Origin of the sequence: Arthrobacter woluwensis, assembly GCF_030816155.1 — a bacterium.
GTDB classification, from domain to species: Bacteria; Actinomycetota; Actinomycetes; order Actinomycetales; family Micrococcaceae; genus Arthrobacter_E; species Arthrobacter_E woluwensis_A.
The window spans coordinates 2,436,560-2,456,435 of record NZ_JAUSXR010000001.1 but is presented as its reverse complement, the minus strand read 5'-3'; the positions used below and the strand labels follow the sequence as shown (position 1 = coordinate 2,456,435).

Sequence of the window (19,876 nt, the reverse complement as noted above, 5' to 3'; positions counted from 1 at the left end):
TTATGGATGAGCGGAGGCCTGGGCGCGCGCTGCGCGGGCATTCTCCTGCACATCCAGGGCCCGGCTGAGCAGCGGTTCGGTGCGGTAGGCGATGTGGGTGTGGAGGGCCAGCACGGTCTCAGTCCTGATCACGCCCTTGATGCGGACCACCTGACGGAGCGCGGACTGGAGCTGATGGGTGTCCGTGGCGGTGAGCCGGACCCAGAGATCGCCACGACCCGAGATCTCGTGGACTTCCAGCACCTGCGGGATGAGCCTGAGGGCGGCGATGACGGAGTCCAGTTCGCGGTGGGTCACCTCGATCGTGACGAACGCGACGACGTCGTACCCCACCGCTTCGAGGTCGATCTCCCGGCCGCCTCCGGTCAGGACGCCGGAGCGCTGCAGGCGGCGCAGCCGAGCCTGCGCGGTGTTGCGGGCGATGCCCAGGACCTCACTGAGTTCGCTGACCTGGATCCGTGGCTCCCGGACGAGTTCCAGCAGGATCTTCAGATCGGTGGCATCGAGATTGTTCAATTGCGCACTCCAGCTCAAGAGACGGCGAATCTGTTGAATGTTTTGCGCAATTTTCTCTGCGCATACTGATCGATAGTACGTGAATGCCTCATGATCTGAACAGGCCTCAACCCAGGGCCTGAGAGCTTCGCGACGGCACACCCACCGTCCACAGCCGCGAGGAAGATCCCGATGACCGTCATCAGTGAACTGCGTATGCGCCCGGCCGCCCGTGAATGGGGCTGGGAAGCGTCCACCACGGCCCGCCTGGTGCTGTCCGGCGTGGTCATCTTCGTGCTCCTGGTCGGAGCCAATCTGGCCACCCCGCTCTACCCCTCGCTGCAGGCCGAGCTGGCCCTGGGACCCTTCGGCACCACGGTCGCCTTCTCCAGCTATGTGATCGCCCTCGTGGCCACCCTCGTGCTCGCGGGCCACTGGTCCGATCACATCGGACGGCGTGCCGCACTGGTGGTCTCGGTGGTGGTCGGACTGGCCGGCACCGCGGTGTTCGGCCTGGCTCAGAATCTGCTGATGCTGTGCGGCGGGCGGGTGCTCCAGGGCATCTCGATCGCGCTCGCCACGGGAGCCAGCGCCGCGGCCCTGCGGGAACTGCTGCCGAGCCGCCCGGAATGGGCCTCCCGCTTCACCTTGCTCTCGTCCTCCGGGGGAGTCGCGGCCGGGCCGGCCATCGGTGGTCTGCTCGCCCTGCTGCCGGGTGGCCGCACCGCGCCGTTCGTCGTGCAGATGGTGGTGCTGGCGCTTCTTCTCGTGCCGCTCTGGCTCATCAAGGCCCGACCCGCCATCATGCGCGCCGAGCACGGCTTCAACCACCGGGCCCTCGCTCCTCGGCGGCTCGGCGTGCCGTCAGAGGCCCGCGGACCCTTCTGGCTCGCTGCGCTGGTCGGATTCCTCAGCTTCGCGATCTTCGGCTTCCAGCTCTCCCTCGCGCCCGGGTTCTTCGCCCAGGGGATGCACCTCAACTCCCTTCCCCTGGTGGGGGTCCTGGCGGGCCTCTCCCTCGGCGCCTCGGCCCTGAGTCAGCTCACGGGATTCTCTGGCAAGGCGACCGTCCCCGTGGGACTCACGGTGCTCGGACTCTCGATGCTCCTGACCGCCTGGGCCAGCAATACCTCCGCACTCTGGCTGCTGGTGGTGTCCTCGGTGGCCGCCGGCTTCGGCCAGGGTCTGTCCTTCCGGACCGTGTTCAACCGTGCGGCGATGGCCGTGTCACCGACCCAGCACGCACAGATGGTCTCCACGGTGTACGTGGTGACCTACCTTGGGAGCGCGGTGCCGGTGCTCGGTCTCGGCCTCGCCGCCGCGGTCTGGGGGATGACGACGGCGGTCACCGCCTTCGCGATCCTGTCCGCCGTAGCGGCGTTCCTCCTGGCCCTCGCCTCACTGCGCGGTTCTCGCCGGGTGTGAGGGGCGGACGGGCGCGTGAACGCCCACGAGCCTGAAGTCCACGGCTCCGCCCGTGCCCGAGCCCGCGTCTCCGCCCGTACCCGAGCCCCGGCCGTGCCCGCCCTCAGTCGAGCAGGCCCGAGTTCCCGTCCATGTGCTCGAACACCAGGGTGGTCTCGGTGTGCCCGACCACCGGGTCCGTGGCGAGGTTGTCCAGGACCCAGTCACGGAGTTCCTCGGTGGTGGCCACCGCGATGTGCAGGAGGTAGTCCACCGAGCCCGAGGTGTGGAAGGTGGACAGCACCGCAGGGAGGCGCGGAACGCGTGCGGTGAACTGATCGATCTGATCGCGGTCGTGCGCCCGGAGGCGAACGGCGATCAGCGCTTGGACGCTGCGGCCGATCGAGGCGAGATTGAGTTCGGCGGTGAAGGACTTGATGATGCCGCGTTCCTGGAGCGTCCTGGTCCGCATCAGCGCCGTGGAGGGTGCGATGCCCACGTCCTCGGCCAGCTGCTTGTTGGAGATGCGGGCGTCCTCCGAAAGAATCCGGATGATTTTCCGGTCCACGTCGTCCAAGGTTTCGCCAGTAGCCCCTGGATTGCGAAGATTCTTCGCTGAATCGGCCATTGTTCCTCCGCTTCGAATGTCACTACATGATACGGCCGGGCGGCGATTCGCGAAATGCCGGTTCAGCGCTCGGATGCGACGGCGAGGAACGGCGCCAGGACGTCGCGCAGCGGAGCGGTGGAGGCCTGCCGCCAGCCGGTGCCGGCCCAGAGGTTCACGCCGTCCGCGAGTCCTTGCCGGGCCGCCTCGGCGCGCAGCGGCGCCGTGAGGTGGTGAACGGCGGGGTACGCCTCCGGTGCGAGCGCGTCGTACTCTCGCAGGAAGGCGTTCTCGAGCCCCCGGGCCCGCCGTCCCGTGAAGGCTCTCGTCATCCGGGTCGCGGCGAAGCGGGGGTCGCCCAGGGCGTCCTTGTGGAGCGGGCGCGCCCCGGACTCCGGCGTCCGCAGCAGCGCGGTGCCGAGCTGCACCGCGGAGGCTCCGGCGTCGTACGCCGCACGAGCGTCGGCGGGCGTCATGATGCCGCCGGCGGCGATGAGCGGCAGGGGGATGTGCCGGGCCAGCTCGGCGACGAGGCCCGCGGCGTCGTCCGTTGCGGGCGGTTCGCCCGGGAGGAAGCGACCCGAATGGCCGCCCGCACTTTCGTGCTGGACCACGAGGGCGTCGACGCCGAGAGCGAGCGCAGCCTCGGCCTCCGCGCGGTGGGTCACCGTCGCCCAAAGCCGTGTGCCACGGGCCTGGAGCGCCTCGGCATCCTCGGCGGACGGCAGGCCGAAGGTGAAGCTGACCACCGGGATCGGGTGATCCAGCAGGAGGCGGATCTTGGCGGGGTAGTCGTCATCGTCGTCGAGGACCGGCTCGGGCACCGCGACTCCCAGACGGTCTGCCCAGGGACGCAGGGCCTCGGCATAGCCGAGCACGGCCTCCGCGTCGACGGGAGCGGTGTCCGGGACGAACAGGTTCACCCCGAACGGGGCCCCTCCTAGCGCGGAGGAGCGTTCCACGACCTCCTTGAGCTGAGCGCCGAGCGCCGTGGCACTCCGGTAGCCGGCGGCGACGAATCCCATGGCTCCGGCGTCCAGCGCGGCACTCACGAAAGCGGTGCTGCTGGTTCCTCCCGCCATGGGCGCCGCGATCACACGGGACGGCAACGGCATGCCGCTGGTGGTTCCTGACATGGGGTTTCCTCCTGCGTACCCTTGGACTCGTGACTACTCCAAGCCATCCTGCCACCGAGCTGCCCGAGACCGCCTCCCACGAAGCCGTGGCCATCGACATCGGGGGCACGAAGACCCGCGGCGTGCTGCTGCGGAACGGCCGGATCGCGGGTGATCTGACCGTGGGCAGTGCCAATGTGCAGAACGTCAGCGTCGAAGCCGCACAGCAGGCTTTCGCCGACTTGTTCGCGGGCCTTGCCCCGACGGCCGTGGACCGCGTGGTGGTCGGTGCGGGCGGCGTCGACACCGAGCAGGACAAGCACGCCCTCGCGTCCCTCATTCAGCCGCATGTCCCGGGCGCGCACATCACCGTCGTGCACGACTCCGCCCTCCTCCTGGCCGCTGCGGGTGCGACGGCCGGCGTCGCCGTCATCGCCGGGACCGGCACCGCGGCCTGGGGCCGTGACATCTCGGGCCGGGAGTCCCGCTTCGGCGGATGGGGCTATCTGCTGGGCGACGAGGGCAGCGGCTACTGGCTGAGCCGCGAGGCCGTGCGCCACTCGCTGCGCCGCTTCAACTCCGGCCTGGAAGCCGACGCGCTCGCTCTGGCCTTGTGCGAGTCGGTCGGAGCGCCCGACGTCGCCGGGCTGATCGCCGCTTTCCATCACCCCGACAAGGGCCGCCGCTACTGGGCGGAGCGGAGCCGCGTGGTGGTGGACGCCGCGCGGGGCGGCAACGAAGGGGCCAAGGACATCCTGCGCCGCGCCGCTGAAGAACTCACGACCCTCGCTCTCGGCGTACTGGACAACCTCGGCATCGAGGGCCCTGTGGTGCTCGGCGGCGGCCTGGGACAGCACGTCCCGGAGATCTCGGTCCCATTCCGCGAGGGCCTGGCCGCCCGCGGTCACCACGACGTCCGAGTGCTGGACCAGGAGCCGGTCTTCGGCGCGGTCGCGCTGCTCACGGCGGGGTGAGCGGTGGCGGCCAACGAAGTCCTGTTCTCCATTGTCGGTGCCACGGCGTACCTTGTGGTTAGGATCCGAAGAGGAGCACGTGATGGAAGACCAGCGATTGAACGCCAGGGAGCGGTGGCCCGGGGCTTTCGAAGGCCTGAGCGCACTGCAGACGCATGCCCTGGAACAGGCCCTCGTGTCCTCCTGGCATGAGGGCGTCGAGCCGACGGCGGACCTTGTCCGGGACATCGCTGCCCGCGCCCGGAGCGAGATCAGCTTCGATGAGTTCAAACACCGGGTGCTGCGACGCGCCGGAGTCCGGTGATGGAAACTCTGCCCGGCCCGGAGGCCGCTGCGCAGGAGGACTACGTCTATCCGGAGACCTATGACCCGGCCACGGGTCGCGCGGTGCTCCGGAACCTCCACGGGATCCGGGACTTCTCCACCCTCGCCACGGTTGAGTCAGAACTCGCGACCGCCCGGTTCCGGCAGCTGCTGCAGGGCGTGGTCCGGATACCGATCGAACCGGACACCGCGTACCTGCAGGACGTCCACCGGCACCTGTTCCAGGACACCTACGCGTGGGCCGGTGAACTGCGGACCGTGAACCTCACCCTGGGGGAGAGTGCGTTCCCAGACAAGAACCTTCTGCGGACTCATCTCCGCCCGCTCCTGTGCACGGCGGCCACCACGGACTGGCGCAGGATCGATCACGACGGCTTCGCCCGCATGGCGTCGATCCTCTTCGCGGGGCTCAACCACGTGCGGCCTTTCCGCACGGGCAATGGGCGGATGATCATGGCCGTCCTGCATGAGATCTCGACCCTCAGCAGGTTCGAGTTCGACTTCGATCGGGTGAGCCGGCGCGCCTGGGACGCCATGACCCGGGCGACTCTGCCCGCCCGGGGTGAGTTCATGCCCCGGGCGACGGAGGCCGTCGCCGTCTTCCGGGCGGCCTCGGTCATCCGCACGACCCCCGTTCCGAACCGCACCATCCAGGCGATGCGCGAAATCTCCCGCAGGAGTTCCTCCGGACGCTTCACCAGCCCGGATGCCCTCAGGGCTCGCCGTGACGAGGCGGAGCACCGGCGGTATCACGGCTACGGCGAGGAACGGCCCAGAGAGCACTGAGCCCGACGACGGCGGGCCTCAGCGGCGCCGCACGCGCGGTCTGAGCGTCACGCCGGGCAGCGGTGGCGCGGGGATGTGCCCGACTTCCGCCTGCGCCGCGGCGGTCGCGCCTCCCTGGTGACCCGCGACCCAGCCGAAGCGTGACCCGGCGACCTCCGCGGCCGTGGGCTCGACGCCGTCGTCCGTATAGAGGGTTCCGCTCGCTTCCCAGTCGTCCCGGGCCTGCACGATCTCCTCGTGGTTGCGGCCCACGAAGTTCCACCACATGAGGAGGTCCTCGCCGAGGGGTTCGCCGCCCAGGAGGAAGAAGCGGGCGCCGGTTCCGGCGTCGACGGTCAGGCTCGTGCGCTGCCCACCGAGGTAGAGCAGGGGGCCCGGTCCGAGGGACTGTCCCTCGACGCTGAGGGTCCCGTCGATGACCAGCAGGGCATGCTCGAAGCCCGGGTCCAGCGGGATGACCGCGGATCCCGCGGTGTCCACCTGTGCGCCGACGAGGGGACTGAATGCGCTCGCAGGGGAGGTGACGCCCGCCAGCGACCCCATCACGACGGTGGCCTCCCAGCCCTCACCCGAGGCCACGGGCAGGTCCTGGTGCTGTTCGAACGCGGGTTCGCGGTGCCGGTGCTCTTCGGGCAGTGCCACCCAGAACTGCAGGCCTTCCTGCACCGGGATCTCGTCGCCCTCGAAGCACGTGAACTCGGAGTGGGCGATCCCGCGGCCGGCCGTCATCAGGTTGAGCTCTCCGGGGCGGACGGTCACATCGCTGCCCAGGCTGTCCCGGTGGCGGATCTCGCCCTTCAGCGGCCACGTGACGGTCTGCAGGCCGATGTGCGGATGAGGCAGCACGGTCATGGCGACACGGCCCGGGCCGAACCGGTCCAGGAAGCACCACGCCCCGATGGTGGGAAGATCCTTGAGGGGGAGCGTCCGCTGGACGGTGATGGCGCGGATTCCACCGAGGGGCACGGCGCGTTCGGGCCAGAGTTCGAGGCACGGTTCCGGCACGGTGGTCCGGGCCGGGCAGGCCTGCTGGTCCGGGGACGGGTCGAGGTTGGTCACAGCGCCACTCTACGCCGCCGGAGCGGCCCGGGCAGTGGGCCTATGTGTGCGTAATTGTTTATTTTGTATCGATTAAGTGTGGTGCCACTTCTAGACTGGTGCCATGCCCACTCCGATTCTCAGCTACCGCGATGCCCGCCTCTTCAAGGGCGACCGCGAGCACCGCATCCTGGCCGGCGCCATCCACTATTTCCGTGTTCACCCCGAGCTGTGGGAGGACCGCCTGTCGCGTCTGAAGGCGATGGGCGCCAATACCGTGGACACGTATGTCGCCTGGAACTTCCACCAGGAGCGGCGTGAGGATGCCCCGGACTTCAGCGGCTGGCGGGACCTGGGCCGGTTCATCGACCTCGCGGGCGAACTCGGCCTGGACGTGATCGTCCGCCCCGGACCCTATATCTGCGCCGAATGGGACAACGGCGGGTTCCCGTCCTGGCTTACCGGGGCCCCCGACATCATGCTCCGCTCCACCGATCCGCGCTTCACCGGGCCTGTCGGCGAATGGCTCGACCACCTGGTCCCCGTCATCGCGAGCCGGCAGGCGGCGCAGGGCGGGCCCGTCGTCGCGGTCCAGGTCGAGAACGAATACGGCAGCTACGGGGACTCCGCCGAGTACATCCGCTGGAGCGCCGAGGCGCTGCGGGAGCGGGGCATCACCGAGCTGCTCTTCACCGCGGACGGCGGCAGCGACTACTACCTCGACGGCGGCGCCGTCCCGGAGATCTGGGCGACCGCGACGCTGGGCTCCCGCGGCGCCGAGGCGATCGAGGTGTGGAAGCGCCGCCGGCCCGCCGAGCCGTTCTTCAACGTCGAATTCTGGGGCGGCTGGTTCGATCACTGGGGCGAAGCCCACCACGTGCGTCTGGGCAGTGAGGCGGCGGCGGAGATCCGCACGATGCTCGACGCCGGCGGCTCCCTCTGCGTCTACATGGCCCACGGCGGGACGAACTTCGGGCTCGGTGCGGGAGCGAACGAGGACGGCGGCATCCAGCCGACCGTGACGAGCTACGACTCCGACGCCCCCATCGCCGAAAACGGAGCCCTCACAGAGAAGTTCCACGCCATCCGCGCCGAGTTCCTGCGCGCGCAGGGACTGCCCGAAGACGAGTGGCCGGCCATCCCGGCGGAGCTCCTGGAAAAGGCGCCCGTGCTGCCCGCCCGCACTCTGGAGCTGTCCCCGGCCCGTCTGCCGCTTCTGGACTCCTTGCGCGCGGGGCTCGACTCCGCCGTCGCGGCCGGGGAGCACCACCCGAGCGAGCGGCCGCTGAGCTTCGAGGAGATCGGCCAGCACCACGGCCTGCTCTTCCACCGCGCGACGGCGGTCCTCCCGGGCCGCGAGGACGCTCCCCAGGAGTGCCTCCTCAAGCTGCCCGAACTCCACGACCGCGCCCAGATCTGGGTGGACGGCGAACCGGTGGGCATCCTGGACGATAAGACCGGCGCGGCGGGCCTGGCGGTGCAGGGCCACGGGCGCGAAGTGGTCCTGGAGATCCTGGTGGAGAACCTGGGCCGCATCAACTACGGCCCGCACACGGGCCAGCGCAAGGGCCTCCTGGGCGGGGTCCTCGTCAACCAGCGCTTCACGCTCGGCTGGGAGCACCTGGTGGTCGACCCGTCACGGTTCGGCGCGGACGAGCTGGCTGAGTTGGCGGCCGCCGATTTCGAGGCGGAGACCCCGGCGGACACGTACCTCGCGCTGCCCGGCTCGACCAAGGGCTTCGTCTGGGTCAACGGGTTCCTGCTGGGACGGTACTGGGAGATCGGGCCACAGGAGACCCTGTACGTGCCGGCGCCGCTCGTGAAGGCCGGCCGGAACACGGTGCATGTGCTGGAACTGGGCGTCAGCGGCGGCACGGTGGAGTTCCGGGAGGCGCCACAGCTCGGGGCCACCCGCGTGGACGTCCTCACGGAGGCCGAACTCGCCTGAGCCGGAGCACCCGGGATCGGTGCGGGGCCGCGGGATATGCTGGACAGGCTCTCGCACCGTCCTGAACGCCCCCTCGAAGGAGTGCCCCCATGGCCCCGCTGCGTCCGTCTGCCGTCGTCCGGACCGTGATGGCCGCCGCCGTTCTGGCCTGCCTGCCGGCCTTCACCGCCTGCACGCCCGGACAGCCCGCCCCGAGCCCGGCCGTGGCGAGCGCCGCGCCCCAGCGGCCCGTCGTCGTCGGTGCGCTGGACACGGCGGAAGGCGCGCTTCTCGCGGAGCTGTACTCCGGCGCACTCCGCTCGGCCGGGGTGCCGAGCAGCGTGAAGCTCAATGTCGGCGGACGCGCCGCGACGCTGGAAGCCCTCCGCTCCGGCAGGGTGCAACTGGTCCCGGCCTACACCGGCAGCCTCCTGGAAGCGCTGGGCGGCACCACCAAGGACACTGGCGACGACGCGGTGAAGACGGGGATCAACGCCGCCTTGCGCAAGCCCCTGGCCCTCCTGGACGCCTCAGGCGCGCAGGACCGTGAGGTCGTGGCCGTCACCAAGGTGACGGCCGAGAAGTACCAGCTCAGGACGCTGGAGGATCTGGGGAAGGTCTGCTCGCAGACGGTGTTCGCCGCGGCGGCGGATTTCAGTGGCGGACCCTACGGCTCCCAGGCGCTGAAGACCGCGTATTCCTGCACGCCCAAGCGCGTGATCACCTATGGCATGACGAGCGGACCCGACGGCGGACCGTCGCTCCCGAACTCTGACGCTCAGCCCAATGCGGCGCTCCCGCAGCCGCTCAAGTCGCTCCTCGAGGACGAGGCTCAGGTGGCGGTCTTGCTCAGCACCGATCCCGCGATCGTGGACAACGACCTGGTGGTCCTGGAGGACAACCGCAAGGCGCTGCTGCCGGAGCAGGTCGTGCCCGTGGTGGACGAGGCCGCGTTGCCGGACCGGGCTCGGGACGCCGTCAACAACGTGTCGCGAACTCTCACCGTGGACGATCTGGTGACCATGAACCGGGCCATCCGGGGTGACCAGGCCCGCACGCCGCACGATGTCGCCCTCTCCTGGCTGAAAGAGAGGGGGATCACAGGGTAGAGGCTGTGTCATATGGCATATTTGGTGAATGGCAGAATTCAAGCAGTCCACCAAGCTTCACAACGTCCTCTATGACATCCGGGGACCGATCCTTGAGGCTGCGCAGCAGATGGAGGCCGAGGGTCACAAGATCCTGAAGCTGAACATCGGAAATCCGGCGCCCTTCGGCTTCGAAGCGCCGGACGCGATCCTGGTGGACATGATCCGCCATCTGCCTCACGCCCAGGGGTACAGCGACTCCCGCGGCATCTTCTCCGCCCGCACCGCCGTCTCGCAGTATTACCAGACCCGCGGCATCCAGAACATCGGCGTGGATGACATCTACCTGGGCAACGGCGTCAGCGAGCTCATCACGCTCTCCCTCATGGCGCTGCTCAACGACGGCGACGAAATCCTGATCCCTACCCCGGACTACCCGCTGTGGACTGCGTCCGTCAGCCTCGCGGGCGGCCGCCCCGTCCATTACCTCTGTGTGGAGGAAGAGGGCTGGGCGCCGGACATCTCGGACCTCGAGTCCAAGATCACCGAACGCACCAAGGGCATCGTCCTCATCAACCCTAACAACCCCACGGGCGCCGTGTACTCCGAGCGCACCGTCCGGGCGATCGTCGAGCTCGCGGACAAGCACGGCCTCGTGGTCTTCTCCGACGAGATCTACGAGAAGATCCTCTACGACGACGCCGTGCACGTGAACACGGCCAAGATCGCGGGGGACGACGTCCTCTGCCTCACCTTCAACGGCTTGTCCAAGGCGTACCGCATCTGTGGTTACCGTGCCGGCTGGATGGCCATTTCGGGCCCGAAGGCCGCCGCCAAGGACTTCCTGGAGGGCATCAACCTCCTGGCCAATATGCGGCTGTGCGCCAACGTCCCGGGCCAGCACGCGATCCAGACTGCTCTGGGCGGGTACCAGAGCATCAACGATCTGATCCTGCCCGGCGGCCGCCTCCTCGAACAGCGGAACAAGGCGTACGAACTGCTCAACGCCATTCCCGGCGTGAGCACGGAACAGGCCCACGGCGCCCTGTATCTGTTCCCGAAACTGGACCCCGAGGTCTATCACATCCGGGATGACGAGAAGTTCGTCCTGGACCTCCTGCGGGAGCAGAAGATCCTGGTGTCGCACGGCCGCGCGTTCAACTGGGTCCGCCCGGATCACTTCCGCATGGTCACGCTTCCGGCGGTCCCCGACATCGAAGAGGCGATCGGGCGCATGGCCGATTTCCTGAGCCGGTATCCCGGCAACTGACCGGCCTCCGGTCACCCAATAGCCCGCACATCCCTGGGGAAGGAACGGAACATGGCGTCGAAGAAGAGCCTGGTGGACTTCACGAAAGATCCTGCGAAGACCTTGAAGGTGAAGGAGGGCTTCGCTCTCGCGGACGTCGATCCTGACTCCTCCCCGGGATTCCCGGGCCGGAAGAGCGACGGCGCCGCACACCTCGAGCGGCAGGACGCCCTGCTGGAGGGGCTGCAGGAGCGGCTGTTCGCGGCGTCCAAGGGCGGCGCCCCGGATCGGGTGCTCCTGGTGCTGCAGGCCATGGACACCGCGGGCAAGGGCGGCATCGTCAGCCACGTGGTGGGCGCGATGGATCCGCAGGGTGTGCGTCTGAAGGCGTTCAAGGCCCCCACGGAGGAGGAGAAGTCCCACGACTTCCTGTGGCGCATCGAGAAGGAGGTGCCCGGCGCCGGGATGGTCGGTGTCTTCGACCGCTCCCACTATGAGGACGTGCTCATTCATCGTGTGCACGGCTGGGCCGATGACGCCGAGCTGGAACGCCGCTACGCCGCGATCAACGAGTTCGAGGAACGCCTCATCGCGGAAGGCACGCGCGTGGTCAAGGTCATGCTCCACATCTCCAAGGACGAGCAGAAGGAACGCCTGCTCGCCCGGCTGGAGGATCCTGCCAAGCACTGGAAGTACAGCACCGGGGACCTGAAGGAGCGCGGTTTCTGGGAGGACTACCAGGCCGCCTTCCAGGCCATGTTCGAGAAGACGTCCACCGCGGCGGCGCCGTGGTACGTGGTCCCGGCGAACAAGAAGTGGTACGCCCGCATCGCCGTCCAGCAGTTGCTCATCGACGCGCTGGAGGACATCGATCCGCAGTGGCCGGCCGCCGACTTCGACGTGGCGGAGCAGATCGCCGCGGTCGAGGCCTCCTGAGGGAACCGTCCAGGTGGGTGCCCTGAACGTGGTTCCCCCGAAGTCAGCGGTCGGCTGACCGCTGCCGGGTCAGACCTCGGCGTCCGGCTGGGCGGCCTTGAGCCGGGCGCGGGCGCCTTCCAGCCACTCCTCGCAGCGTGCGGCCAGAGCCTCGCCGCGCTCCCAGAGCGCCAGCGAGTCCTCCAGGGTGCTTCCACCGGCCTCCAGGCGCTGCACCACGAGGAGCAGTTCTTCACGGGCCTCCTCGTAGCTGAGAGCGGTCACGTCCGGTGCGGTGGTGGTCTTCTCGGCCATGTCAGTTCCTCACGTCCTGGGAAGCGGTGTCGCTTCCGGGCTTCTTCTGCTGGGTGGTCTTGTCCTGCTGGGTGCTCTTGCGGGCGCGGGTGGTGGTCCCGGACGAAGCCCGAGTGGTCGCCTGTGCCGCGAACTTGCCTCCGGCGACGCGGATGAGCAGGTCCCGCCCGCCCTCGGTCTGTGCCGGGTCCCGGACGATCGCCCCGGAATCCTCGCCGCCTTCCAGATGCACGACGGCGTACCCGCGGTCGAGCGTCTTCTGCGGCGACAGCGCGAGCAGCTGAGCCTGGAGGTGGGTGATCTGATCCTGACCGCGCGCCAGGGCGGAAGTGAGCGCCGTCGTGGACGTCTGGCGGAGGCGCCGGAGCTCCTCGGCCCGTGAGTCCACCATGGTCAGAGGCTGCGCCAGCACCGGGCGCGAGCGGAGCTGTTCCAGGCGCTCGGACTCGCGGTCCACGCGCTGGTGGATGACGCGGCGCATCTGGTCCCGGGCGTAGGCGAGACCCGCGAGTTCCTCGGCGACGTCCGGAACGATCCGTTTAGCGGCATCGGTGGGGGTCGACGCACGCAGATCGGCCACGTAGTCCAGCAGAGGCTGGTCCGCTTCGTGCCCGATGGCGCTGACCACCGGTGTGGTCGTGCGGCTCACGGCCCGGATGAGCTCCTCATTGCTGAACGGGAGCAGGTCCTCCAGCGAACCGCCACCGCGTGCGATGACGATGACGTCCACGTCGGGGTCGGCATCCAGCTCGGCAAGGGCGGCGGTGACCTGGCCGACGGCCGTGACGCCCTGGACGGCGACCTCGCGCACGTCGAATTCGACCGCCGGCCAGCGGAGCGCGGCGTTCCGGAGCACGTCCTTCTTGGCGTCTGAGTCCCGGCCGGTGATGAGTCCGATCCGGTGCGGCAGGTAGGGGAGGGGCCGCTTCAGCTCGTCGGCGAACAGGCCCTCGGCGGCCAGGGCCTGCCGCAGCCGTTCGATCCTGGCGAGCAGATCGCCCAGGCCTACGGGGCGGATGTCCCGCACGGACATGTTCAGGCGGCCCGTCTTGAGCCAGAACTCCGGCTTGAGCTGGGCCACCACGCGGGAGCCGCGCTCCAGGGTGGCGTCCAGCCGGTTGAGGTTGTTCGCCCAGATGGATGCCGGGAGCGAGACTTCGGCGTCGACGTCGCGCAGGGTCAGATACGAGGCGCTGCCGCGGTGGTTCAGCTCGATGATCTGGCCCTCGACCCACGCCATGGGCGTCCGGTCGATGTGGGCCTTGAGCTTCTCCGACAGGAGGCGCAGGGGCCAGGGGTTGTCCGGGGAGGTCTCGCCCGCGGTGGCGGGCAGGGCCGCAAGGCTGTCCTGCGGTTCACTCATGTGCTTTCCTCACTCTCGCCATTCTTTCCTTCACCCTATCGAGGAGCGAGGACATTTTCGTGCCGACTAGACTGGCTGGTGACCCCGGCGACCCACCCGCGGGTTCCTCCGCCCCGCTTCCCCGCCAATAGAAAGGCCACGGTGCGTACCACCATCGCCGTCCTCGCGGCCATCCTGTCCTTCGTCCTGACCCTGATCGCGGGTCCCGTGCTGTGGCTGGACAAGAATGTCGTGGACCGGGCTGGATTCGTGCAGACCATGAGTCCGCTCGGCCAGGACGACTCGTTCAAGAGGGATCTCGCGACGGCCATCGGACGGCGCGTGGCGGCCGAAGCCCCGGTTCCGGAGCAGGTGGATTCCGTGGTGAGCAAGGCCGTGACCGTCGCGGCGAACGGCATGTTCGACCTCCCGGGGTATCCCGAGGCCTGGAACGCCACTCTCGAGCGGAGCCACGCCCTCACCATCGGCGCGGAGTCGAAGACCTCCACCACCGCCTTCACCCTCGACGTCGCGCCGCTGGTGGACCTCGTGGTGAAGGAAGCGAACAAGAAACTCCCGGTCAAGGTCGCGGGGCCCAAGGTGGCGCTCATCAGCATGGGTGATCTCAGCCAGCGCCAGATGATCGAACCCGTCCTCAAGGTCGCGCCGTACGGCACGCCGCTGACCGTCGGCGCCGTCATCGCATTCCTTCTGGCCCTGGTCAGCGCGCGACGGCGGGGCGCATTCCTCATGGTGGCAGGCGTCGGCGCGGTGGTCATCGCCGTCATCTGGAAAGTGGTCACGTTCGCCGGCGTCACCGTCCTGGGTCAGCGCATGGGCGGCGAACTCGAAGGGGTGGTCCTCACCCGCGTCGGCGATGTCGTCACGGCGCAGGTCGACCAGGCCTTCTGGGCCTTCGTCGTCGCCGGGCTCGCCGGATTCCTGGCCGGCATCGTGATCGAGTCGGTCCGTCGCCGGAAGGAGATCCGCCGGGTCGGCGCTACCGCGCCCCGCGAGGACGACTACGACGACGACGGTTTCCTGCCCGGCCGCTGACCGTCCCTGCGGCGGTTCACTCCGCCGTCGCGGATGCCCAGATCTCCGGTGACGGGGTGATCTCCTGGGCCATCTCCTGCAGGAAGCGGATGACGACCTCCCGCTCGGCCGGTGTCAGCCCTGCCGCGACGCCGAACCGGCGCGCCTGCTGACGGCCCACCGTGTTCATCGCGGCCGCGCGGGTCTCCTCGGTGACGGTGATGGCCAGGGCCCGGCGATCGCTGGGGTGCGCCTGGCGCAGCACGTGTCCCGCTCGTTCCAGCCGGTCCAGGAGCTTCGTGGTCGAGGCGGTGGAGATCCCCAGATGCGTCGCGATGCCGCCCGGGGTGGCAACGATGCCCTGATTTCGAGCCACGATCAAGTAGTGCAGCGCTCGCATATCGGACTCATTGAGCTTCATATAGCGGCGTGAGGCGTCCGACAACTCGTTTTCCGCTGTGCGGAGTGCCGCCAGCGCCTCCATGACCCGGTTGATCTGCTGGAGGTCTTCGGGGGACACGCCCGACCGGTCGACCAGTTCCTGGTGCGGATCGGTGGTCTCAGCGTGATACATGGACGCGGGTCCGAGGCCCTCCTCGTCACCAGAGAATGTCATCCCTCAAGTTTACTCTCCGGCTTTCTTTCAACTCGTCTAATTGCTAGCCTGGCTAGAAACAAGGCAATGGAAGTATATTGGTGGCCGAACCGGAACGCTTCCGATCGGGATGACGAGGGCAGGACATGAGAATGCAGCGGACCCAGGAACAACCTCTCCGAGAGGGCGTGGCGCCCCCATCTCCGAGCGCCACGAGGACTCCGGCGCGCTGGATCAGGATCCTCCTGCCGGCGTTGCTGATCGTCGGCTGGCTCGTGGCCGGAAGTGTCGGAGGCCCGTATTTCGGCAAGGTGGACGAGGTCTCCTCCAACGACCAGACCACGTACCTGCCGTCCTCGGCGGAGGCCACTCAGGTCCAGCAGCTGCTGCCCGCCTTCAATGAGCCAGACCGGATCCCCGCGATCGTCCTGTTCACCGCGGACTCGGCGCTCACCCAGGACCAGACCACGAGAATCTCCGCGGCGCTCCAGGACCTGAAGGGGCCTCAGGGTGTCGCGGGGGACATCTCCCCGGCGATCCCGTCGGAGGACGGGAAAGCGGTCCAGGCGTTCGTGAGCATCGACTCGACGTCAGAGGTCGGCGCCGTGGTCGAGGAGTTGCGCCAGGACCTGCGTCAGAACACGCCCTCCGGGGTCAGCGTTCAGGTGACGGGGCCGGCAGGGTTCACCGCGGATCTCCTGGAAGGCTTCTCCGGGATCGACGGGCTGCTGCTGGCGGTCTCCCTGATCGCCGTGCTGATCATCCTGGTGGTCGTCTACCGTTCCTTCCTGTTGCCGCTGGCGGTGCTCCTGAGCAGTGTCTTCGCCTTGTGCGTGGCCCTGCTGACCGTCTGGTGGCTTGCGAAAGCCGGCGTGCTGCTGCTCAACGGCCAGACGCAGGGCATCCTGTTCATCCTGGTCATCGGCGCGGCCACCGACTACTCACTGCTCTACGTGTCCCGCTACCGGGACGAACTGGCCCGTGGCCACGAGCGCTGGGCCGCCTCTCGCACGGCTCTGCGCCGCTCTCTCGAGCCGATCGCGGCGTCCGGCGGTACCGTCATCGCCGGTCTGCTGTGTCTTCTGCTGAGTGACCTGAAGTCCAACAGCGCCCTCGGTCCGGTGGCGGCGATCGGCATCGTCTTCGCGATGCTGTCGGCTCTGACGTTCCTTCCCGCGCTGCTCTACGTCATGGGCAGGGCCGCGTTCTGGCCGCGCCGCCCGCGTGCCGTGGACGACGACGCCGACCCAGCCTCGGCGCCCACGCGCCGGACCGTCTGGGACCGCCTCGCCGTGGCCATCCGGCGTCGTCCGCGGCTGATCTGGAGCAGCACGGTGGTGCTCCTGGTCGCCGCCTGCTTCGGGCTGGGCGGGCTGCAGGCGTCCGGCGTGCCGCAGTCGGATCTCGTCCTGGGGGCGTCCGAGGCCCGGGATGGCCAGAAGGCCTTGGGGGAGCACTTCCCCGGAGGGTCAGGCAGCCCCGCGCTGCTGGTCGTTCCCGCGGATCGCTGGACCGATGCCGCCGCCATCGCGTCCCGGGAGCCGGGAGTCCAGTCGGTGAGCGTGAGTTCCAAGGACGCCCCAGGCGGGTCGATTCCGTGGACCCCGCCGGGGGAGAAGCCAGCCGGAACAGCGCAGGGTGGTGCCTCGCAGGGCGGCGCCCCGCAGGCCGCCAAGGCCACCCCGACCGAGGCCGACGGCCGCGTGCTGCTCCAGGCGACGCTCCGGGACGCCCCGGATTCGCAGGCCGCGGAGGACACCGTGGTGGCACTGAGGAACGCGGTGGGCCGGGAGGTCCCGGGGAGTCTGGTGGGCGGCGTCACCGCCACCGCCCTGGACACCAACACCGCCTCGGTCCACGACCGGAATCTCATCATCCCCGTGGTGCTCGGGGTGATCTTCGTGATCCTGGGTCTGCTGTTGCGCTCGATCGTGGCGCCGCTGCTCCTGATCCTGAGCACGGTGCTGTCCTTCGGCGCCGCTCTGGGGGTGTCGGCTCTGGTGTTCAACCACGTGTTGCACTTCCCCGGAGCGGACGCGTCGGTGCCCCTCTACGGGTTCGTGTTCCTCGTGGCACTCGGCATCGACTACAACATCTTCCTCATGAGCAGGGTGCGGGAGGAGATGAAGAAGCACGGCTCCCGGGAGGGACTGCTCCGCGGGCTGAAGGCGACGGGCGGGGTGATCACCTCGGCAGGTCTGGTGCTGGCAGCGACCTTCGCGGCGCTTGGCGTGATCCCGATCCTCTTCCTGGCCCAGATCGCCTTCATCGTGGCCTTCGGTGTGCTGCTGGACACCTTCGTGGTCCGGTCGCTGCTGGTGCCGGCAGTCAGTTACGAGCTGGGCCGGTGGATCTGGTGGCCTTCGCGCTGGTCGCGGAAGCGGTGAGCCCGGCAGGACGTGCTGTTCACAGTCGATGGGGGACCGTGACGGCACGCCGGCGGCCTCCGGGGGAGGGCTGGGACGCAGCTCACCCCCGGAGGCCGGGTCCGGTTCAGTAGAATGGATGTCATGACCTCGGCCGCCATCTCAGTGCCCATGCCCTCCATCCCGCGTAAGCGCCGGACCCGCGAGGATGTGGAGGCCGCTGCGCCCGTCACCGCGCCGAAGAAGGTTCTGCTGGCTGCGCCGCGCGGCTACTGCGCCGGCGTGGACCGTGCCGTGATCGCCGTCGAAAAGGCGCTGGAGCACTACGGTCCTCCCGTATATGTGCGCAAGCAGATCGTCCACAATGTGCACGTGGTGACCTCTCTCGAGGAGAAGGGCGCGATCTTCGTGGAGGAGAACGATGAGGTGCCCGAGGGTGCTCTGGTCATCTTCTCCGCCCATGGCGTTTCTCCGGCCGTGGTGCAGTCCGCCGAGGACCGTGGCCTGCGGACCATCGACGCGACGTGCCCGCTGGTCACCAAGGTTCACCGCGAGGCCGTCCGCTTCGCGAAGGACGATTACGACATCCTGCTCATCGGTCACGAAGGTCATGAGGAGGTCGAAGGCACCGCGGGTGAGGCTCCGGAGCACATTCAGGTCGTCAACGGGCCCCACGAGGTGGACCAGGTGACGGTCCGTGACCCGGACAAGGTCATCTGGCTCTCGCAGACCACCCTGAGCGTGGACGAGACCATGGAGACCGTGCGCCTGCTCCGCCAGAAGTTCCCGACTCTGCAGGACCCGCCCAGCGACGACATCTGCTACGCGACCACCAACCGCCAGGTGGCCATCAAGAAGGTCGCCCCGCAGGCCGACCTCGTGATCGTGGTCGGTTCGGCGAACTCCTCCAACTCCGTCCGCCTCGTCGAAGTGGCGCTGGAGTACGGCGCCAAGCGGTCCGAGCGCGTGGACTATGCGAACCAGGTCGATGAGGCATGGTTCGAAGGCGTGGCCACCGTCGGCGTCACCTCCGGTGCGTCGGTCCCCGAGGTCCTGGTGCAGGACGTCCTGCGTCTGTTGGCCGACTACGGGTACGGCGATGTCCAGGAAGTCGTGACGGCCGAGGAGGACCTGCTGTTCTCCCTCCCCAAGGAACTGCGCGCGACGCTCAAGGCGGCCGGCGATTCCAGCCGGGCCCTGGGCGGCCGCGGCAACCGACCCTTGAGCTGACGCGCCGTCGTTCGCCGTCTGAAACCCCCTGGATCACCGTTGCGTGATGCAGGGGGTTTCCCCGTTTCGGGCAGGCGCGGCCGAAAGCCCGCTGACCTGCGCTGATGCCTGAGAATCCGGTCATTTCCAACCCTTGCCGGCTGATAGCCTCGAAGGATGAGCAGGCGTTTCAGGCAAGTGGATGTTTTCGGCACGTCACCACTGGGTGGTAACCCGGTGGCCGTGGTGCTCGACGGCGAGGGGATGACCACCGAGGAGATGGTCCGCTTCACCGCCTGGACCAACTTGTCCGAGTGCACCTTCGTCCTGCCGCCCACCACCGACGAAGCGGAGTACCGTGTCCGGATCTTTGCCCCGGGTTCCGAGTGTCCCTTCGCGGGTCACCCGACGCTCGGAACGGCACGGGCCTGGCTGGATGCCGGCGGGGTGCCGAAGACGCCCGGGGTCATCGTGCAGGAGTGCGGCGCCGGTCTGATCCAGGTCCGAGAAGAAGAGGGCCTGCTGGCTTTCTCGGCCCCGGGTCTGATCCGTGGCGGTGAAGTGGAGGAGTCCTATCTGCAGGACGTCGTGGAGATCCTGGGCATCGAGCGCGACGACGTGGTCGAGGCCCGGTGGATCGACAACGGTCCCGGGTGGGTGGGAGTCCTCCTGGCGGACGACCGCGCCGTGGTCAACCTTCAGCCGAATGCGAGCCGTCATCCCGGACGATGGGACATCGGTGTCCTCGGCCCGTGCGCCGACGGTGACCAGGATGCGTTCGAAGTGCGGGGCTTCTTCTCCGACGGGCTCGGCGGCCCCTTGATGGAAGACCCGGTGACCGGCAGCCTCAACGCGTCGGCATCCCAGTGGATGATCGAGACCGGTCGCGCGACGCCTCCGTTCACCAACCGGCAGGGCGGCTGCATGGACCGGGACGGCCGCGTGCACCTCAAGGACGTCGACGGCGAGCTGTGGGTCGGCGGCACCGCCGAAGTGGTCTTCAGCGGAGAGTATCGCGGCTGAGTCCCGTGGGCTGAGACCCGCAAGCTGAGGCTGGCGGGCTGAGGCCCGTGGGCTTGACCTCGTGGGCTT

At 68.7% G+C, this 19,876-nt stretch carries 19 protein-coding genes; 12 read left to right on the top strand and 7 right to left on the bottom strand.

Going from position 1 to position 19,876, the window contains the following annotated elements; genetic code table 11:
* Entirely contained in the window at window positions 1–516 is a 516-nt protein-coding gene (locus QFZ52_RS11180) for an Lrp/AsnC family transcriptional regulator (protein WP_066211360.1), read from the bottom strand.
* 171 nt (window positions 517–687) lie between these two features.
* Here QFZ52_RS11180 and QFZ52_RS11175 point away from each other — a divergent pair, with 171 nt between their 5' ends.
* Entirely contained in the window at window positions 688–1,920 is a 1,233-nt protein-coding gene (locus tag QFZ52_RS11175) for an MFS transporter (RefSeq protein WP_307497689.1), read from the top strand.
* 103 nt (window positions 1,921–2,023) lie between these two features.
* On the opposite strand, the gene QFZ52_RS11170 is transcribed toward QFZ52_RS11175, so the two are convergent.
* Together QFZ52_RS11170 and QFZ52_RS11165 are read right to left on the bottom strand one after the other, a co-directional pair.
* Window positions 2,024–2,527, bottom strand: coding sequence for an Lrp/AsnC family transcriptional regulator (locus QFZ52_RS11170; RefSeq protein WP_278267003.1), 504 nt, complete (start codon window positions 2,525–2,527; stop codon window positions 2,024–2,026).
* A gap of 62 nt (window positions 2,528–2,589) precedes the next feature.
* Window positions 2,590–3,642: an NAD(P)H-dependent flavin oxidoreductase gene (locus QFZ52_RS11165; RefSeq protein WP_307497687.1), complete on the bottom strand. Its 1,053-nt coding sequence runs from the start codon at window positions 3,640–3,642 to the stop codon at window positions 2,590–2,592.
* Between the two features lie 29 nt (window positions 3,643–3,671).
* On the opposite strand from QFZ52_RS11165, the gene QFZ52_RS11160 reads away from it, so the two are divergent.
* The 3 genes from QFZ52_RS11160 (at window position 3,672) to QFZ52_RS11150 (ending at window position 5,705) form a co-directional block, all read left to right on the top strand.
* The gene (locus QFZ52_RS11160) at window positions 3,672–4,595 is read left to right on the top strand and encodes an N-acetylglucosamine kinase (protein ID WP_307497686.1); all 924 of its coding nucleotides are present in this window, start codon (window positions 3,672–3,674) and stop codon (window positions 4,593–4,595) included.
* An 82-nt stretch (window positions 4,596–4,677) separates the two neighbouring features.
* Window positions 4,678–4,899, top strand: coding sequence for a hypothetical protein (locus tag QFZ52_RS11155; protein WP_307497685.1), 222 nt, complete (start codon window positions 4,678–4,680; stop codon window positions 4,897–4,899).
* The gene (locus QFZ52_RS11150) at window positions 4,899–5,705 is read left to right on the top strand and encodes a Fic/DOC family protein (RefSeq protein ID WP_307497684.1); all 807 of its coding nucleotides are present in this window, start codon (window positions 4,899–4,901) and stop codon (window positions 5,703–5,705) included. The genes QFZ52_RS11155 and QFZ52_RS11150 overlap by 1 nt, the downstream gene beginning before the upstream one ends.
* Window positions 5,706–5,723: 18 nt before the next feature.
* On the opposite strand, the gene QFZ52_RS11145 is transcribed toward QFZ52_RS11150, so the two are convergent.
* Complete coding sequence (locus tag QFZ52_RS11145; RefSeq protein ID WP_307497683.1) at window positions 5,724–6,764, bottom strand: pirin family protein; 1,041 nt, start codon at window positions 6,762–6,764, stop codon at window positions 5,724–5,726.
* Window positions 6,765–6,867: 103 nt separating this feature from the next.
* Between QFZ52_RS11145 and QFZ52_RS11140 the strand changes: the two genes are divergently transcribed.
* From QFZ52_RS11140 to QFZ52_RS11125, 4 genes are all read left to right on the top strand, one after another.
* A complete protein-coding gene (locus tag QFZ52_RS11140; RefSeq protein ID WP_307497682.1) occupies window positions 6,868–8,691 on the top strand; it encodes a glycoside hydrolase family 35 protein in 1,824 nt (607 codons plus the stop codon).
* 89 nt (window positions 8,692–8,780) lie between these two features.
* Entirely contained in the window at window positions 8,781–9,779 is a 999-nt protein-coding gene (locus QFZ52_RS11135; RefSeq protein WP_307497681.1) for an ABC transporter substrate-binding protein, read from the top strand.
* Between the two features lie 28 nt (window positions 9,780–9,807).
* Entirely contained in the window at window positions 9,808–11,028 is a 1,221-nt protein-coding gene (locus QFZ52_RS11130) for a pyridoxal phosphate-dependent aminotransferase (protein ID WP_278266994.1), read from the top strand.
* A gap of 51 nt (window positions 11,029–11,079) precedes the next feature.
* On the top strand, window positions 11,080–11,943 hold the full coding sequence (locus QFZ52_RS11125) for a polyphosphate kinase 2 family protein (protein ID WP_307497680.1): 864 nt from the start codon (window positions 11,080–11,082) through the stop codon (window positions 11,941–11,943).
* Window positions 11,944–12,012: 69 nt separating this feature from the next.
* Here QFZ52_RS11125 and QFZ52_RS11120 read toward each other — a convergent pair whose 3' ends face one another.
* Complete coding sequence (locus QFZ52_RS11120; protein ID WP_208186461.1) at window positions 12,013–12,237, bottom strand: exodeoxyribonuclease VII small subunit; 225 nt, start codon at window positions 12,235–12,237, stop codon at window positions 12,013–12,015.
* 1 nt (window position 12,238) lies between these two features.
* Window positions 12,239–13,600: an exodeoxyribonuclease VII large subunit gene (gene xseA / locus QFZ52_RS11115; protein ID WP_307497679.1), complete on the bottom strand. Its 1,362-nt coding sequence runs from the start codon at window positions 13,598–13,600 to the stop codon at window positions 12,239–12,241.
* 141 nt (window positions 13,601–13,741) lie between these two features.
* On the opposite strand from xseA, the gene QFZ52_RS11110 reads away from it, so the two are divergent.
* Entirely contained in the window at window positions 13,742–14,635 is an 894-nt protein-coding gene (locus tag QFZ52_RS11110; protein WP_307497678.1) for a hypothetical protein, read from the top strand.
* A 16-nt stretch (window positions 14,636–14,651) separates the two neighbouring features.
* On the opposite strand, the gene QFZ52_RS11105 is transcribed toward QFZ52_RS11110, so the two are convergent.
* Window positions 14,652–15,230, bottom strand: coding sequence for a MarR family winged helix-turn-helix transcriptional regulator (locus QFZ52_RS11105; protein ID WP_307497677.1), 579 nt, complete (start codon window positions 15,228–15,230; stop codon window positions 14,652–14,654).
* A 131-nt stretch (window positions 15,231–15,361) separates the two neighbouring features.
* Between QFZ52_RS11105 and QFZ52_RS11100 the strand changes: the two genes are divergently transcribed.
* The 3 genes from QFZ52_RS11100 to QFZ52_RS11090 all read left to right on the top strand — a co-directional run bounded on the left by QFZ52_RS11100 (window position 15,362) and on the right by QFZ52_RS11090 (window position 19,807).
* The gene (locus QFZ52_RS11100; protein WP_307497676.1) at window positions 15,362–17,596 is read left to right on the top strand and encodes an MMPL family transporter; all 2,235 of its coding nucleotides are present in this window, start codon (window positions 15,362–15,364) and stop codon (window positions 17,594–17,596) included.
* 123 nt (window positions 17,597–17,719) lie between these two features.
* On the top strand, window positions 17,720–18,805 hold the full coding sequence (locus tag QFZ52_RS11095; protein WP_307497675.1) for a 4-hydroxy-3-methylbut-2-enyl diphosphate reductase: 1,086 nt from the start codon (window positions 17,720–17,722) through the stop codon (window positions 18,803–18,805).
* Window positions 18,806–18,961: 156 nt separating this feature from the next.
* The gene (locus QFZ52_RS11090) at window positions 18,962–19,807 is read left to right on the top strand and encodes a PhzF family phenazine biosynthesis protein (RefSeq protein WP_307497674.1); all 846 of its coding nucleotides are present in this window, start codon (window positions 18,962–18,964) and stop codon (window positions 19,805–19,807) included.
* Window positions 19,808–19,876 lie beyond the last annotated feature (69 nt).

Coding starts and splice junctions, on each gene's coding strand:
- QFZ52_RS11175 (WP_307497689.1), top strand. CDS start 688: ATGACCGTCATCAGTGAACTGCGTATGCGCCCGGCCGCCCGTGAATGG.
- QFZ52_RS11170 (WP_278267003.1), bottom strand. CDS start 2,527: ATGGCCGATTCAGCGAAGAATCTTCGCAATCCAGGGGCTACTGGCGAA.
- QFZ52_RS11165 (WP_307497687.1), bottom strand. CDS start 3,642: ATGTCAGGAACCACCAGCGGCATGCCGTTGCCGTCCCGTGTGATCGCG.
- QFZ52_RS11155 (WP_307497685.1), top strand. CDS start 4,678: ATGGAAGACCAGCGATTGAACGCCAGGGAGCGGTGGCCCGGGGCTTTC.
- QFZ52_RS11150 (WP_307497684.1), top strand. CDS start 4,899: ATGGAAACTCTGCCCGGCCCGGAGGCCGCTGCGCAGGAGGACTACGTC.
- QFZ52_RS11140 (WP_307497682.1), top strand. CDS start 6,868: ATGCCCACTCCGATTCTCAGCTACCGCGATGCCCGCCTCTTCAAGGGC.
- QFZ52_RS11135 (WP_307497681.1), top strand. CDS start 8,781: ATGGCCCCGCTGCGTCCGTCTGCCGTCGTCCGGACCGTGATGGCCGCC.
- QFZ52_RS11130 (WP_278266994.1), top strand. CDS start 9,808: ATGGCAGAATTCAAGCAGTCCACCAAGCTTCACAACGTCCTCTATGAC.
- QFZ52_RS11125 (WP_307497680.1), top strand. CDS start 11,080: ATGGCGTCGAAGAAGAGCCTGGTGGACTTCACGAAAGATCCTGCGAAG.
- QFZ52_RS11120 (WP_208186461.1), bottom strand. CDS start 12,237: ATGGCCGAGAAGACCACCACCGCACCGGACGTGACCGCTCTCAGCTAC.
- xseA (WP_307497679.1), bottom strand. CDS start 13,600: ATGAGTGAACCGCAGGACAGCCTTGCGGCCCTGCCCGCCACCGCGGGC.
- QFZ52_RS11105 (WP_307497677.1), bottom strand. CDS start 15,230: ATGACATTCTCTGGTGACGAGGAGGGCCTCGGACCCGCGTCCATGTAT.
- QFZ52_RS11100 (WP_307497676.1), top strand. CDS start 15,362: ATGCAGCGGACCCAGGAACAACCTCTCCGAGAGGGCGTGGCGCCCCCA.
- QFZ52_RS11095 (WP_307497675.1), top strand. CDS start 17,720: ATGACCTCGGCCGCCATCTCAGTGCCCATGCCCTCCATCCCGCGTAAG.
- QFZ52_RS11090 (WP_307497674.1), top strand. CDS start 18,962: ATGAGCAGGCGTTTCAGGCAAGTGGATGTTTTCGGCACGTCACCACTG.